Raw genomic sequence first — 15,393 nt, 5'->3', positions numbered from 1 at the left:
ACTGATTCATCATGCACCACGACACCTCCCTCTCCCCGCAGCGCGCGGCCATCCTGCTGGTCACGATCGCCACCGCTGCCATCGCCTTCAAAGGCATCTTCGCCCGCTTCGCCTATCTCGACGGGGCAACCGTCACCGAACTCCTGCTGCTGCGCTTTGTCATCGCCTCACCTTTGTTTCTCCTGATCGCCCGCATCGCGGCACCCGGCGGCCTTGGGCGGCTGGATCGCGACGGGTGGCGGGGCTGCTTGATCGCTGGGGCACTCTTCTTCGTGGCGACACTGTGCGATTTCACGGCCATCGAGCGCATCGGCGCGGGGCTGTCGCGCATCATCCTCTTCACCTTCCCGATCTTCGTCATCCTGTTGACTGCACTGCGTGATCGCCGCCCGCCGCCAGCGGGTCACGTCGTGCTCTTTGCCGTGGTCTATGCCGGACTCTGGCTGGTGGTGATGCCGAACGGTCCCGACGCGCTGGATCAGGCGCAATGGTTGGGTGTCCTGTGGGCGCTGGGTTCGGCAGTTGCCTACGCCGCCTTCCTGGTCACCAGCCAGGTGGTCATGACCCGCATGGGCTCGATGCGCTTTACCGCGCTCTACAACATTGTGGTTCTGGTGCTGATGGTGGCCTACGCGGGAATCGTCGATCCACCGCAACGCTGGCCATCCGCCGAGACCCTGAAGTGGGGCAGCCTGATCGCCGTGCTCTGCACCGTGCTGCCCTTCTTCCTGTTGTTCGAAGGCATCCGCCGAATCGGCGCTTCTCAAACCAGCCTGATCACCCTCTCCGGACCGGTGATCACGGTCGCCGTCGCCTGGTGGTTACTGGATGAGGTAATGGCGCCGGTGCAGTGGATCGGATTGGGGATGCTGGTCGTCAGCGTGGGTGTCCTCTCGGGACCCGGTGCGTGGAAGGCTGCGCTGCGCCGTTGGATCTCTGCTCGACAACGCCGCTCCGCCAAAAACGAAACCTGTCCGTAGCACGGGGTAATTCCATCCGTCATCCCCGCGAACGCCGGGACCCATGTGGCCAATTACCTGGATTCCCGCCTGCGCGGGAATGCCGTTCAAAAAGCTTGCCGGCGAAGAGATGATTTCCTAAAAGTTCAATCTTTCTAAGCCGGCGCACCCCGATAGTAGTGCCACAGGAACAGCGAACCGACACTGCGCCACGGTGCCCAATGCGCCACCAACTCCCGCGCCTGCCTGGGCGTCGGCTTGCCGTCCAATCCCTTCAGCCGTCCCAAGGCAATCTGCAACGCCAGATCGTCCGCCGGGAATACATCGCGGCGCCGCAATGAAAACATCAGATAGATCTCCGCGCTCCAGCGGCCGAAACCGCGCAACGCGGTGATAGCGCCGATAGCATCCTCATCGGATAGTTTCGGCAGTCCGTCCACGTCCAAACGACCTTCAACAATCGCTTTCGCCAGACCTCTGGCGTACTCGATCTTGCGGTACGACATCCCCGCGCCTCGTAACGCCTCGGTATCTACGCCGAGCAGTGCCGGTGCTGACACCTCCGGCAACAACGCCTTCACGCGCCTCGAGATGACACGCGCGGCCTCGGTAGAAATCTGCTGACTGACAATGGTGGAAAAGAGGGTTTCGAAACCGGCGGGGCGCAGGCGGGGTTGGGGCGGGCCAAGCCGCGCAAAAGCCCCGGCGACCTGGGGGTCGATTTGCGCCAGCGCGGTCATGCCCCTCTGTATGACTCGCTTGTCCATTTGATGACTGCCAAAAGGCGTTGAACTATTGCTCCCGATCCAGGGCGGAGGTCCGATCACTGGTCGCACAAGTTCTGTTGCAAGCTGCGACACCCCTCGAAGGATAGCTGTTTCCTGGGCTGCAGCAGCGAAAAAGCAGTGCTCCACGCACCGGTTCTCGCGCCGGCGTGGCCGGTCGCGTGGGTCCGCTTGTTGCGTGGCAACTGCGGTGCGATGGCTCGACACTTGCCATGGCTATACCACCCCCCTCTCATTGTTTTCGGCAAACGAAAAACTGCAAACAGTTGAATGCCAAATCACGGCCGGGAAACGGGGCCTTTCCTGGATTCCACATGCTCATCGAGCGCAACCTTTTCCATTTGCTGTCGGTTGCGAGTGACTCCAGACCCCAGGAACAGAGTACCGTTTCCCGGTAACATCTCTTCTGAAATCGTCGGCGGTACGGTGCCGTTCTCCCTGAACAACTCCCTGTCGCAGCGAGCAGGGACATCAAAATCATCGCCTGCGCTGCCAGCAGGCTCCATGCGGTGCATAAAAAAAGTCGGCCGCAGGGCCGACTCCTTAATCTATAAATTTATGCGCTGTTGAGTCGAGCAATCAACCAATTTCAACCAGTTGCAGATCGAAGGTCAACGCCTTGCCAGCCAGCGGATGGTTGGCGTCGAGTTTGATCGTTTCGTCCGACATCTCGATGACGGTCACGACGATATCACCCTGCGGGCCTGATGCCTGGAGCTGCATACCGACGGCGAGATCGATGTCGTCGGGGATGTCGGAACGCGGAACCTGCTGCACCATCTCTTCGCGCCGTTCGCCGTAGGCGTTTTCCGGTTCGATGGTGATAGTGACACTCTCCCCGACCGTCATGCCGGTAACCGCCTCATCGAAGCCTGGAATCACCTGACCCGACCCCAACGTAAAGTCGAGTGGGTCGCGCCCTTCGGAAGAATCGAACACGGTGCCGTCGTTCAGTCGGCCAGTGTAATGAACACGGACAGAATCGCCCGCCGCTGCTTGTGCCATGAAATCTCTCCAGTTGTAGGATTCAGTGAAAAAGCGCAAAGATCAACTCAAAACAGCGTACGACAACGCACGGGGCTCTAAACGACCGCGGGACTGAATTGAACCGGTGGCGCATTTTCGGTGCCCCTTTAGGATAGCTCGCATGGCGCCGCATGGCGAATCGATCACCCGCCAACCGGTATCAATGCCCGGATTTTCTCCAGCAGCACCTGCGGCTCGACAGGCTTCTCAAGAAAACCCTGCACCGGCAGAAAATCATCGCTGATATCGCGTTCTGAGAAACTGAAGCCGAGATTGGTGCGTTCGTTGACTGCGCTCAGCACCAGCACGGGAATCGCCCGTAGATCGACGTCATTCGCCAGTTCACGTGCCGCTTTGAAACCCGCCTGAGGATCGTCAGGAAAAATGATGTCGAGCAGTATCAGATCCGGATGCTGCGCCTTGACGCACTCGCTCAGACCCTCGGTATCGGTCTTGGCAACGACCTGGTGACCGTGCCCTTCGAGGATCAAAGTAATACTGTCGATGATGTCGAGATCGTCGTCGATGATCAGTATGCGCGCCATGGCATTACCCCTCTTTCCAGGAATTTCGCATCACCCCGTCGGTAGCGTGACGCGGAACACGCTCCCCTGCGGGTGAGCATCGAGCACTTCCACCGTCGCTCCCAGCACCCGCGCGGTGGCCTTGACGATGGGCAAACCCAACCCGGTGCCACCCTCATGATGCGCAGCAGCGTTGCGCGCGCGGTAGAACTCATCGAAGATGCTTTGCCGCGCATCGGGCGGGACTCCGATGCCGTGATCCTCGACTTCGACGACGATGCGCTTCTCCGCGGTCAGCAAGCGGACCATCACCTGCTCTCCGTCGTGCGAGTATTGAACAGCATTCGCCAACAGGTTGGAGAAAAGCGTGTGCAGATGTTCACGCGTCGCCCGCACCAGCGCGCTGCCATCAATGCGGTTTTCCAGCCCAATGGTGACATTGCGCGTGCGCCCCAGCTCTTCGGCTTCGTTGACGAACTGACTCATCACCTCCAGCAGATCCACATTCTCGAACTGCGTACCGGTGTAGACGTAGGTACGCAGGTTACTGAGGCGCATGATATCGGTAATCTTGGCCAGCAGCCGGTCACAGCGACGTCCGATGCGCTCGACAATCTTCTGCGCCTTGTCGGGCAACTCTCCGCCGTAGCCGTCGCGCAGCGTGAATACGTAGCTCTTGATCGCCGCCAGCGGTGCCTTGAGTTCGTGCGTGCCGCGCAGCACGGCACGTGTTCGTTCTTCGTCGAGGCGCACCATCTGCTCGTAACTCTGTTCCAGCTCGAGCTCATTGTGTACCAGGCGTTCGGTGATCACGCTGACCAGATACCAACAGACCAATACGCAGGCGACCAGCACACCGAGAAAGGCCGCCAGAGCCAGAGGTTGATCGAGCAACAGGCGCTTGAGCGGCGAGGCAAACAACACACGCTCGGGCAGCACACCCACCGTCTCCAACAGCAGTGGCGAAGTGACCATGAGTAACGCCGTCACAGTCACCGCCAAACCCTGGCGCGGTGTAAAAAAGAGCGCCACGACGATGATGTTGGGCAACACCAGAAACAGCACCGGAGTCTCGACGGTACCCAGCGCGTAAGCAACCACCGCCAGCGCCATGTAGTCACCCATCACCTGCAGCAGGCAGAGCCTGCGCAGATCGCCGGTGCCCGGACAACGCACCTTGGCCTGATGCGCCTGCCAGCGGTAGAAAAGATTGGCGAACAGCAATACACCACCAACCGCTAGAAAATAGCCGGGCTCCAGATTCAAGGGCGCCATCGGCAGCGCTGCGAATCCTGCGGCGACAAAGCAGGCGACGACAAAAAACCAGCGCAGGCGTACGGCCCACCCGATGCGGTCCACCAGTTCGCGGGTGTGCACATCCTGCACGCAGCAGATGATCGATTCAGTGCTCACGCTCGATACTTATCAGCAAGGCGTCGATGGTACTCAGCAAGGATTGCTCCAACACTGCATAGGCTTCCCGCACTTCCCGGCTCAAATGCAGACTGTGGCCGATGCTCGCGGGTTGCACGCCAAAGAAGTAGAGCGGCTGCCCGAACCCCAGGCCACGCGCCAGATCGATGCCGTCACCCAGCGTCAAGCCATGCGTCGAGTTTCCCTCGGCAGACAGAACCATGTTCGCCGTCGCTTCCGCCCACCAGCGCGATGTCCCCGGAGCACCCCCTATCTGCGCACAATCGACAAACAGCACCGGCCGCTCACGCTCGATCAACTCCTGCGCCAGCGTGTAGGCGTCGGCGCCCTCCCATACCACACCTTCCACTCCAGGAGGCAGCGTGTATCGCATCGATTCCACCAGGTGCACCCCGATGCCATCGTCGCCGCGCGCGCGGTTGCCCAGCCCCGCGACGATCAAGCGGATAGCATCATCACCCGCCGTCAAACGAACTCCACCTCCAGTAGATGCACCGAACAGGAGATGCAGGGATCGTAAGCACGCACCAGCATCTCCATGGTGTGGGCGAGTTCCCCCTCTTCCACCTTGCCGAGCAGTTGCGGCACGAAGGCGTGCATATCCTTTTCGATGTTGTTGACGTTCTGACTGGTGGGAATCACGGCATCGGCGCTGATGCAGCAACCATCGTCGTCGAAGCCGTATTCATGGAACAGCACGCCGCGTGGCACCTCCACCGCGCCGGCGCCGCAACCTGCCGCTGCCCTAACCGCGGGTGGTGCCGATTCAGAGTTTCCATCCAGCACCTCGTCAAGCATTGCCAGCGAGTTGTGCGTACAGTGAACCAGTTCCACCAACTGCGCGAGATTGTTCTGATAGGGATTGTAGCTCGGCACCTTGATCCCCAGCTGCATGGCCACCTCCTGCGCTTCGGGTCGCAGTTGCGCGAAATTGTTGTTGATCCGTGCCAGCGCTCCAACCATGTAGCTGTCGCGGTGCCAGCGCGCCCATTTGGCGGTGGAGTGTGCAATCGTGAACTCGTTGGTCGCCTGGCGATAGTCGGCCACGGCGACCTGTTCGCCGGTATCGGAGCTGTGGATCGTGCCGTCATAGAGGGCGTACTCGTCGGGGTGCTTCAATGAGACGTATTCGGTCTCGCGCTCCAGTTCGGGAAGTTTCAGGTCGCTCATGAACTCCACCATGGTCTGTACTTCGGGCAGTGATTCGGCCAGGCGGCGGCGGATAGCGGCCAGGGCATCCTGCGCCGGCCATTTGCGGAATCCACCCAGTGCGGGAGTCATGGGGTGCAGCGTGCGCCCGCCGATCACTGCGGTGAAATCGTTGGCGAGCTTTTTCAGTTTCAACGCGCGGCGCACCAGCTCGGGATGCGAACTGGCGAGCGGCAACACGCTCTTGGTGCCGACGAAATCGGGCACCGCGAGGAAGTAGAGATGCAGCGAATGGCTTTGTAGAAATTGCGATTCGTTGAGCAGCTTGCGCAGCAGGATGGTCTGTGTACTGGGGACGATGCCGAGCGCGGCCTCCACCGCCTTCAACGCTGCCAGTTGATGCCCGACGCAGCAGATGCCGCAGATGCGGCTCACCGTCTGCGCCACATCCTGCGCCGGCATTCCGAGCACCACGCTCTCGAAAAAGCGGTTGGCCTCGACGACCTCCAGCTTCACCTCTTCCACCACGCCTGCGCGGGTGTTGATGCGAATACTGCCGTGTCCCTCGACGCGGGTCACGTGTTCGATGTGAATGCGATGGGTGCCGCTCATTGCGCCGACCCCTTGAGGCGCGCGTCGCTGCTGCAATGCAGGCTGTAGCGATGCAGAATCGCGCGATCGCCTATGCCCATGCTGCGCAGAAGATCGCGATGCGCATCGACGTTGGCGTAGGGCAACAGGCCACGGCAACCATCGCAGACGTGACCGCCGTTGATGCAGACCGAGTCGCAACCGCCGTAGGCAATAGGGCCGAGACAGGCGAGGCCACGATCGTAGACGCATTCGTTGCCGTTCTTCTTGCACTCGACGCACACGGCATTGGCGGGAAAGCGCGGGATCTGCCCGCTGATGAGCGCCTTGACCAGCCGCAGAAACTCCTCCGCCACCATGGGACAACCGCGCAGCGTGTAATCGACCGCCACCACCTCGTGCACGGCACGCACGCGGGTGTGCGCCCACAACGGCCAGTAGTTACCGTCGGCCTGTACGCTGTTGCGCGCCTCTTCGCCGTAGACGCGTTGAAAATTCACCGCCGGCGCAACGGCGTTGGCGCGCGCCTGCACGTTACCCGTGTCGGCGCAGGCACCCAGGGCGACGAGATATCTGGTACGCGCGCGAACGTCGTGCAGCCGTTCCACATCCTCTTCGCGATGGATGCTGCCTTCTATGAAGGCGATATCGTAGCGCGGTGCCTTTTCGCTCATCGCCTCGCGAAACTCCACCAGTTCGACATGTTCCAACAGTTCCAGCAGTACGTCTTCGCAATTGAGCAGCGCCAACTGGCAACCTTCGCAACTGGCGAAATCGAAGAAGGCGATTTTGGGCTTCATGGCGCTCATGACAGCGCCTCCGGATAGTTGGCCAGATCGGCGTAGCGGAACACCGGTCCATCCTGGCAGCAATAGAGTTCATTGATCTGGCAGTGACCGCATTTGCCGACGCCGCAACGCATGCGCCGTTCCAGGTCGACGTAGATATGCTGCGCAGGAATCGCGTGATGCTGCGCCAGCTCCAGCAGTACAAACTTGTACATCACCGGCGGTCCGCACAACACAACGCGTGTATTGGCAGGATCGAGCGTCAACTCACCGATGGGTCCCGTCACCAGGCCGACCCGCCCGTTCCATGGCTGGTGCTCGGTGCGGTCGACGGTTTCGATCACCGTGACTCCGTCGATCTTCGACCAGGCGGTCAACTCGTCGCGGAACAGCGTCTCGGCCGGTGTGCGCGCTCCCGTGACCAGCGTCAACGATCCAAAGCGCAGACGATCCGCCACCACCGGTTGCAACAACGAACGCAGCGGCACCAGACCCAGGCCACCGGCAACGACGACCAGCTCGCGCCTGGCAAACCGGTCAAGATCGAAACCATTGCCGAAGGGACCGCGGATGCCGACGACATCACCCACGTTGTAGCCGTGAATCACGCCCGTCACGTTGCCGGCGCGCCGGATCACCAGCTCCACTTCCGGCCGAGCATGCGGTCCGCAGGTGATGGAGATGGCGCACTCGCCGATGCCGAAGAGACTCACCATCACGAACTGCCCCGGCTTGTGCTTGAGCGGCTGTTCCAGCTCGAGTCGGAAGTATTTTTCGCGCGTGGTCAGTTCACGCACTTCGGCGATGCGCGCCACTTGCGGGCGATAAAGATCAGTGGGTTGCGCACTCATCCGCAGGCCTCACGGGCGATGTCGTTGACCATGTCGAAGATATCGATATCGGTGGTGCACTGGCGACCGCAACGCCCGCAACCGACACAGAAACTCCCCAGGCCAAAGCGCTCGGGCAGGTATTCAAACTTGCGCTTGATACGGTGGCGCTGGCGCTCGGCGGCTGCGGCGCGAAAGTTGTGGCCGCCGGCCACTTCCGCGAACCCGGGCACCATGCAGCCGTCCCAGGTGCGGGTACGCTGGCCCGATTGGCCGCCCAGCGCCATCTCATCGCACACCTCGAAGCAGTAACAGGTGGGGCAGACCAGATTGCAGGTGCCGCAAGAAAAGCAGCGTTCAGCGTAGTACGCCCAGACAGGCGAGTGGTACGCCTTGCGTAACAATTCCGGCATCTGCTGCGCAGGCGCCTCCAATTGGCGGCCGAAGGGTTGCGGGCGACCGGCCTCGGCAGCCTGACGACGCGCGACGGCATCCTCGCAGGAATCGAAACCGGCGGCTTCCAACAGCGACTCGCCCGCGCGCGTGAGCGCTTCGATCACCGCTTCATCGCCGATCAGCGTGACGAAACAATCGGCCCCCTCGCGCTGCGACAAGGCGCCGGTGGCTGCGCAGAATGCGCGATCATCGCAGGGTTGCAGGCAATTGAACGCGATGATACGGGTGGCGGCGCGACGGCGCAGGTAGTGGGTATCGCTGGGTGGATCGGCGTGTACCGCGTCCATCTGCACGATGGCGCGCAGATCGCAGGGGCGTACCCCGGCAATGATCTGCGACGGCGCGGGCGGCATCTCAATGAATTCAATACCCCCCTCGGGGCGACGACGAAAGCCAAACAGCACCTCCTGGTCGGGCATCAGATGCCGGCCCGGCGGGATGATCGTGGGACGGTAGCCCGCCAGAGTCACCGCGCTCTCGGGAGCCAATGGGTGGTAGTTCCAGTTGGCACTTCCCTCGGGTTGCGGGAAATGGACCGTATAGGATTCGGCAAGCCGACGCAGCCAACCCGACACCTGCTGGCGGGAGCTGCGAAAACCGCTCACCACGCACCCTCAGACCACGCCGTACGCCGTGTCCTGTTTGTCTTTCGTACCGTCAACGACTTCTCCATAAACTACCAATGTAGGCGAACCGCCACCGCAACCACAAGCGCGCGCGCCTTACCGCTACCTGACAAAAACGGTAGAATATGCGCTCTTTCGCAACACCCCATCGCTCTTGCTCCATCGACCCTGATCATTGCGGGTAAGCTGATCGTACCGAGGATGTGTCAATGAATGTTTCCGACCTGCCCCTGATCGTCGAACCCGACCAACTGGAGGCTGCCCTGGGCAGTGACGGACTACTGGTGGTGGATCTGTGCAAACCCGAGGTTTACCACCAGTATCACGTCCCCGGCGCGATTCACCTTGATTACGGTCAACTCATTCAACCCCGCAAGCCGGCCATGGGGTTGCCACCCAATGCCGGGCGTCTCACCGCGCTCTTCTCCGGCATTGGGCTCACCCCGGAAACGCATGTGGTGGCCTACGACGACGAGGGTGGCGGGCGCGCGGCGCGGCTGCTGTGGACACTGGAGCTGGCGGGTCACACCAGCTACTCGCTGCTCAACGGCGGTCTACACGCCTGGGCCAACGAACGCCACCCGCTGAACGGTGATACGGTGCTGCGTGATCTTGCACGCTATCCGGTAGAACTCAACGACGCACCCCTGGCCACCAGGGAGTACGTGCTCAACCATCTCAACGATCCCGAGGTGAAACTGCTCGATGCGCGCTCCCCGGCCGAGTACGGGGGTACCAAGGTGTTTGCAGCCCGCGGCGGCCACATCCCCGGCGCGGTCAACCTGGAGTGGACCGAGACCATGGACAGCCAGCGCAACCTGCGGCTCAAGGCGAGCGATACGCTGCGCGACATGCTGGAGGTGCGCGGCGCCATCCCGAGCCGCGAGATCATCGTCTACTGCCAGACCCACCACCGCTCCGCCCACCTCTACATCGTGCTCAAATCGCTGGATTATGAACGGGTGCGCGCCTACGCGGGTTCGTGGTCCGAATGGGGCAACACCCCCGACCTCCCCATCGAATAGATCCCTATCGCGGTGTCATGCCTGGATAATCGGCGCTCAAGCTGACACAATCGCAGCCGTTTTTGTGCCCTTGGGCCCACACCACGCAACCGCATGAACGACGCCGACTCAGCATCCGACACCCCTGCCGGTGAACCAGCCCAGCTGATCGATCACTGCAAGGCGATCCCGCAGCGCTTACTGCCGCACCACCTGCTGTCGCGCGGCATGCATGTGCTGGCGCGAAGCCGCAACCGGCTGATCCGCAAAGGCCTGATCCGGTTCTTTCTGCGCAGGTTCAAGATCGACCTCAGCGCAGCGGAGATTCAGGACCCCGATGCCTTCAGGACCTTCAATGACTTTTTCACGCGCGCGCTGCGCGCCGGGGCACGCACGATCGCCGCGGGCGACAATGTGCTGGTCTCCCCGGTCGATGCGACCATCAGTCAACTGGGCCGGTTGGAGGACGGTGCCATCCTCCAGGCCAAAGGCAAACACTTCGACGTGGTGAATCTGCTGGGTGGCGATAAAACCCGTGCGCAGGCGTTTCGCGACGGCGGTTTTGCCACCCTTTATCTCTCGCCGCGCGACTACCACCGCATCCACATGCCCATCGACGGCACTCTGCGCGAGATGGTTTACGTGCCTGGGCGTCTCTTCAGCGTCAGCCCGGCGACCACCCGCGCCCTGCCCGGCCTCTTCGCGCGCAATGAGCGGGTCGTGCTGCTGTTCGACACCGACCAGGGGCCTCTGGCATTGGTGCTGGTGGGTGCGCTCTTCGTCGGCAGCATCGAGACCGTCTGGGCAGGCGAGATCACCCCTCCACCGGGGCGACGTACCCGCAGCTGGCATTACGATCCAAAAAGCGGCCCCGGCCGCATTGCCAAGGGCGAGGAGATCGGCCGCTTCAACATGGGTTCGACAGTGATCGTGTTGACCGGCCCCGACGCACTGCGCTGGGAGTCGCTGCTCCAACCGGGGCAGCACCTCGCGCTCGGTGAACGGATCGCGACGGCCCCCGGGAGAGCCGGCTGAAACAGCGCTGCGCCGGGGTCTGGTGGTCCACAGCCATGGTTTGCGCGGCTTTGATCCGCTCTGCTAAGATTCACGCCTCCTGTATTTTGACGCAGATCAAAAACCCGATTCCTCGGCCCCAGCTCGGCCGCCCTGCCAACGGCCTTGAGACCGAACCGTCATGATCAATAGCGCACTGCCCTCACTGGTCATCCGTGGCCGCAAACTGCTGCCCATCATCCAGGGCGGAATGGGTATCGGTGTCTCGGCCCACAAGTTGGCCGGGGCGGTCGCCAGGGAGGGGGCGATCGGCACCATCGCCAGCATCGATCTGCGCCGCCTGCACCCCGATCTCATGGCACGCACGCGACGCAGTAAGAGTGCGGCAGAGATGGATGCGGCAAATCTGGAGGCGTTGGATCGGGAGATTCGCGACGCCCGCGAAATCTGCGGCCCCAAAGGCTACCTGGCGGTCAATGTGATGAAAGCGGTCAACCAGCACCCCGAGCTGGTGCGCCAGGCCTGCGCCAGCGGCGCCAACGCCATCGTCATGGGCGCTGGATTGCCGCTCGATCTGCCCGACCTGGTCGCCGACTACCCTGACGTGGCACTGATCCCCATCCTCTCGGAAGAGCGCGGCGTCAAGGCGGTGCTGAAGAAGTGGCAGCGCAAGGGCCGGCTGCCCGACGCCATCATCATCGAGAATCCGCACCACGCCGGCGGCCACCTGGGCAGTCCCAAGCTCGCCGATGTCAACGATCCTAGGTTCCTCTTCGCCCGTGTGATCGAAGAATTGAAAGGGCTGTTCCGGCAGGTGGAGGTGGCGCTGGATAACATCCCGCTGATCGCCGCCGGGGGGGTCAACTCCTTCGAGAAGCTGAAGAAACTGATCGCTGATGGCTGGCGGGGCGCGCAGATCGGCACACCGTTCGCGGTGACCGCCGAAGGCGACGCTCACCCCAATTTCAAGCGGGTGCTGGCGGAGGCCAAGGCTGAAGACATCGTCACCTTCCTCAGTGCCGCAGGATTACCCGCCCGTGCGGTACTCACGCCATGGCTGAAGAAGTATCTTGGCCGCGAGGCGCGCCTCAAAGCACGCGTCAATCCCAGGCAGACGGTTTGCGCAATGAGCCTGGAGTGCCTCAGCCACTGCGGGCTGAAAGATGCCAATCCGCAGGCCGGCCAGTTCTGCATCGATACGCAGCTCGCGGCGGCGGTGCAGGGCAACGTCGAGCGTGGCCTCTTCTTCCGCGGCTCGGAAGCACTGCCATTCGGCAACGAAATCCGCTCGGTGCGCGACCTGCTGCAGCTCCTGCTTTCGGGTATCGATCCCCGCGGCAACGCCAGACCGGCCTGATCAGGCGCGATCGATCGGAAAGGCCAGCACCCGGCGGATATCGTCGACGCCGGTCAGCGCCATCAGCAGTCGGTCCACCCCCAACGCGACACCGGCGCAGGGCGGCAGACCGCTCTCCAGCGCGGCCAGCAGGCGCGTGTCGACCGGGACCGGCGGCAACCCCAGGCTCTCCCGGCGCTGGCGATCGACCTTGAAGCGCTGCGCCTGTTCAGCCGCATCGGCCAGCTCGTTGAAGCCATTGGCCAACTCCAGCCCCCGCCAATAGAGTTCAAAGCGCTCTGCGACGCTGGCATCAGTGGGATCCAGCCGCGCGAGAGAGGCCTGGGTCGAGGGGTAATGATGGACGAAACAGGGACGCTCCCTGCCGAGCTGCGGCTCCACTTCGTGCACCAGGATAAGATCGCGCCAGTAATCGATATCGGACTCGCCGTCGCTCGCGGGTGGCGCGTAGCTTGCGGCGTGGACCTTGAGATGCTCAAGGGCGACGAAGGGATCGATGCCTGCGTAGCGCTGGAACGCCTCGCGGTAGCTCAGGCGCTCCGCCGGAGCGGGCGGATCGCCAAGCGCCACCGCGCGCAGCAGCGCTTCCACCTCATCCATCAGCGCATGGTGATCGAGACCCGGCCGATACCACTCCAGCAGCGTGAATTCGGGATTATGGCGACGCCCGGCCTCGCCATCACGGAATACCTTGCAAAGCTGGAAGATGGGGCCGCTGCCCGCAGCCAGGAGCCGTTTCATGGGAAACTCCGGCGAGGTATGCAGGAACAGCCGCCCGCTCGCCGGTGCACCCGGGCCATGATAAGGGGTGTCGAAACTGTGCAGATGAGGCTCGCCGGCGGCTGCGCTGGAGAGTACGGGCGTCTCCACCTCAAGCACCTCCCGGGTGGCAAAAAACCGGCGGATGCGTTGCAGCAGGCGGGCACGTTGAATCAGTAGCTCGCGATCGGCGGCGGGCCGCCATAAGGAGGGATCGCGCCCCTCCATCAGACGACAAAAAGGGCCGGTTCGACCGGCCCCTGCAGTAAATCGTGCAACACGCCGACGTTCACTCTTCCTTGACGCGCGATACGTACTCGCCAGACCGGGTATCGACCTTGACCAGTTCGCCCTGCTCCAAAAACAGCGGCACGCGCACCACGGCGCCACTCTCCAGGGTGGCTGGCTTGACGCCACCGGTAGCGGTATCGCCGCGCAGGCCGGGATCGCATTCGGTAATACGCATGACGACGAAGTTGGGTGGGGTAACCGCCAAAGGCGAACCGTTATAGAGGGTGACGGTGCAGACAGCCTGCTCCTTGAGCCATTTCACCGCGTCGGCCACGGCGCCGGCGTCGGCGGCATACTGCTCGTAGGAGCCAGGATCCATGAAGTGCCAGAATTCGCCGTCGGCATAGAGATACTGCATCTCGGTATCGACGACGTCAGCGGTCTCGAGGGTTTCGCCGGACTTGTAGGTGCGCTCCCATATGCGACCGGTTTTCAGGTTACGCAGTTTGACACGGTTGAACGCCTGGCCTTTGCCCGGTTTGACGAACTCGTTCTCGACGACCGCGCAAGGATCACCGTCCACCATCACCTTCAAGCCACTGCGAAATTCACTCGTGCTGACCGTGCCCATAGTTTCCTCATTGATACAATTTGTATAGTGACTCCCGCGGCGCTGGCGACAGACTCGAACAAACGAAAAGGACGAGTGCAAAACCCCGCCCTTTGGTCGCCGCATCAACCGGGTACGCGAGCGAGCGCGTATAATAGCGCGAATGCGCGCGCCCTGTCAGACACCCCTGCAGCAAAATCTGCCTTCCGCCACTGGCGACTATCAGCAGCTGCGCCAGCGATTGGCATTGTCCGAATTGGAGCTTCCGGCTAGCGGCCCGGCACAGGGGCAATTCGCCCTCAAGGCACCGCCCGCTTTTGTCGATCGCATCAAACCCGGCGACGCCGACGACCCGTTGCTGCGGCAGATCTGGCCTGCACCAGAGGAGGAGATCGAAGCATGCGGGTTCGTGACCGATCCGGTGGGCGACAATGCCGCAATTACGGCACCGGGCCTGCTGCAGAAATATCAGGGACGGGCGTTGCTGATCGCCACCAGCGCCTGCGCCATCCATTGCCGATACTGCTTTCGCCGGCATTTCCCTTATGGCGACCATCTCACCCTGGACGAGGATTGGGCGCCCGCATTGCGGGAGATCACGGAGGACACCTCGCTCAACGAGATCATTCTGAGTGGTGGCGATCCGCTCACGCTCAGCGCCCGGCGCCTGCAACAACTCCTCGACCATTTGGCCGCCATTCCCCATCTGCAGCGCTTGCGCATCCACTCGCGGGTACCGGTGGTCAGCCCGGAGCGTATCACCCCCGACCTGGAGACGGTGCTGAAAAGTCACCCGCGGCCCACGGTACTGGTCATCCACGCCAACCACCCGGCGGAACTCGACGAAGCGGTGCATGACACGCTGTGGCGGCTGCGCCGACAGGGAGTCACGCTGCTGAACCAGGCGGTGTTGCTGAGAGGCGTCAACGATTGCGTCGAGACCCTGCAACGCCTCAACGAGCGCTTGTTCTCATGCGGCGTGCTGCCCTATTACCTCCACCAACTCGATCCGGTGGCAGGCGCGGCCCACTTTGCGGTCGATAAGGCACGAGCGTGCGCCTTGATCAAATCCTTGCGTGAACACCTGCCGGGTTATCTGGTGCCGCGGCTGGTTCAGGAACTCCCCGGCGCTGCGGCAAAGCTTCCGTTGATCGACTGATCACCCAGGAACCGATGCGACCAGCATCGCTCGGACCGTTTGTTTCAGGCCAATTTCTTGTGTACCGTAATCGCCGTGTGCACGCCCACCG

Annotated in this window: 17 protein-coding genes; 5 read left to right on the top strand and 12 right to left on the bottom strand. The window is 62.3% G+C overall.

Going from position 1 to position 15,393, the window contains the following annotated elements; genetic code table 11:
• Window positions 1–11 precede the first annotated feature (11 nt).
• A complete protein-coding gene (locus DWQ09_11660; GenBank protein ID KAA3627809.1) occupies window positions 12–980 on the top strand; it encodes a DMT family transporter in 969 nt (322 codons plus the stop codon).
• A 134-nt stretch (window positions 981–1,114) separates the two neighbouring features.
• Here DWQ09_11660 and DWQ09_11655 read toward each other — a convergent pair whose 3' ends face one another.
• The 10 genes from DWQ09_11655 to DWQ09_11610 form a co-directional block, all read right to left on the bottom strand.
• On the bottom strand, window positions 1,115–1,726 hold the full coding sequence (locus tag DWQ09_11655) for a DNA-3-methyladenine glycosylase 2 family protein (GenBank protein KAA3627808.1): 612 nt from the start codon (window positions 1,724–1,726) through the stop codon (window positions 1,115–1,117).
• A 296-nt stretch (window positions 1,727–2,022) separates the two neighbouring features.
• On the bottom strand, window positions 2,023–2,250 hold the full coding sequence (locus tag DWQ09_11650) for a hypothetical protein (protein KAA3627807.1): 228 nt from the start codon (window positions 2,248–2,250) through the stop codon (window positions 2,023–2,025).
• A 73-nt stretch (window positions 2,251–2,323) separates the two neighbouring features.
• The gene (locus tag DWQ09_11645) at window positions 2,324–2,749 is read right to left on the bottom strand and encodes a peptidylprolyl isomerase (protein KAA3627806.1); all 426 of its coding nucleotides are present in this window, start codon (window positions 2,747–2,749) and stop codon (window positions 2,324–2,326) included.
• A 164-nt stretch (window positions 2,750–2,913) separates the two neighbouring features.
• Window positions 2,914–3,315, bottom strand: a complete 402-nt coding sequence (locus tag DWQ09_11640) for a response regulator (GenBank protein ID KAA3627805.1) — start codon at window positions 3,313–3,315, stop codon at window positions 2,914–2,916.
• A 30-nt stretch (window positions 3,316–3,345) separates the two neighbouring features.
• Window positions 3,346–4,707 carry a sensor histidine kinase gene (locus DWQ09_11635; GenBank protein ID KAA3627804.1) on the bottom strand — a complete coding sequence of 454 codons (1,362 nt, stop codon included), beginning with the start codon at window positions 4,705–4,707 and terminating at the stop codon, window positions 3,346–3,348.
• The gene (locus DWQ09_11630; protein KAA3628019.1) at window positions 4,697–5,239 is read right to left on the bottom strand and encodes a hypothetical protein; all 543 of its coding nucleotides are present in this window, start codon (window positions 5,237–5,239) and stop codon (window positions 4,697–4,699) included. The genes DWQ09_11635 and DWQ09_11630 overlap by 11 nt, the downstream gene beginning before the upstream one ends.
• On the bottom strand, window positions 5,194–6,489 hold the full coding sequence (locus DWQ09_11625; GenBank protein KAA3627803.1) for a Ni/Fe hydrogenase subunit alpha: 1,296 nt from the start codon (window positions 6,487–6,489) through the stop codon (window positions 5,194–5,196). Before DWQ09_11625 ends, DWQ09_11630 begins: the two co-directional genes overlap by 46 nt.
• Complete coding sequence (locus DWQ09_11620; GenBank protein KAA3627802.1) at window positions 6,486–7,277, bottom strand: hypothetical protein; 792 nt, start codon at window positions 7,275–7,277, stop codon at window positions 6,486–6,488. Before DWQ09_11620 ends, DWQ09_11625 begins: the two co-directional genes overlap by 4 nt.
• Entirely contained in the window at window positions 7,274–8,107 is an 834-nt protein-coding gene (locus DWQ09_11615) for an oxidoreductase (protein ID KAA3627801.1), read from the bottom strand. The genes DWQ09_11620 and DWQ09_11615 overlap by 4 nt, the downstream gene beginning before the upstream one ends.
• Window positions 8,104–9,147 carry a hypothetical protein gene (locus DWQ09_11610; protein ID KAA3627800.1) on the bottom strand — a complete coding sequence of 348 codons (1,044 nt, stop codon included), beginning with the start codon at window positions 9,145–9,147 and terminating at the stop codon, window positions 8,104–8,106. Before DWQ09_11610 ends, DWQ09_11615 begins: the two co-directional genes overlap by 4 nt.
• Before the next feature lie 230 nt (window positions 9,148–9,377).
• Between DWQ09_11610 and DWQ09_11605 the strand changes: the two genes are divergently transcribed.
• From DWQ09_11605 to DWQ09_11595, 3 genes are all read left to right on the top strand, one after another.
• Window positions 9,378–10,193 (top strand): sulfurtransferase, encoded by an 816-nt coding sequence (locus DWQ09_11605; protein KAA3627799.1) that lies wholly within the window; start codon window positions 9,378–9,380, stop codon window positions 10,191–10,193.
• A 207-nt stretch (window positions 10,194–10,400) separates the two neighbouring features.
• A complete protein-coding gene (psd, locus tag DWQ09_11600; protein ID KAA3628018.1) occupies window positions 10,401–11,207 on the top strand; it encodes a phosphatidylserine decarboxylase in 807 nt (268 codons plus the stop codon).
• A 160-nt stretch (window positions 11,208–11,367) separates the two neighbouring features.
• Complete coding sequence (locus DWQ09_11595; GenBank protein KAA3627798.1) at window positions 11,368–12,543, top strand: nitronate monooxygenase; 1,176 nt, start codon at window positions 11,368–11,370, stop codon at window positions 12,541–12,543.
• On the opposite strand, the gene DWQ09_11590 is transcribed toward DWQ09_11595, so the two are convergent.
• Complete coding sequence (locus tag DWQ09_11590; GenBank protein ID KAA3627797.1) at window positions 12,544–13,530, bottom strand: EF-P lysine aminoacylase GenX; 987 nt, start codon at window positions 13,528–13,530, stop codon at window positions 12,544–12,546.
• A 61-nt stretch (window positions 13,531–13,591) separates the two neighbouring features.
• Entirely contained in the window at window positions 13,592–14,164 is a 573-nt protein-coding gene (efp, locus tag DWQ09_11585) for an elongation factor P (GenBank protein ID KAA3627796.1), read from the bottom strand.
• Between the two features lie 142 nt (window positions 14,165–14,306).
• On the opposite strand from efp, the gene epmB reads away from it, so the two are divergent.
• The gene (gene epmB, locus DWQ09_11580) at window positions 14,307–15,302 is read left to right on the top strand and encodes an EF-P beta-lysylation protein EpmB (GenBank protein KAA3627795.1); all 996 of its coding nucleotides are present in this window, start codon (window positions 14,307–14,309) and stop codon (window positions 15,300–15,302) included.
• The last annotated feature ends 91 nt before the right edge of the window (window positions 15,303–15,393 follow it).

Source organism: Pseudomonadota bacterium, assembly GCA_008501635.1.
Lineage (GTDB): Bacteria > Pseudomonadota > Gammaproteobacteria > QQUJ01 > QQUJ01 > QQUJ01.
This window is presented reverse-complemented; position numbering and strand designations above follow the sequence as displayed.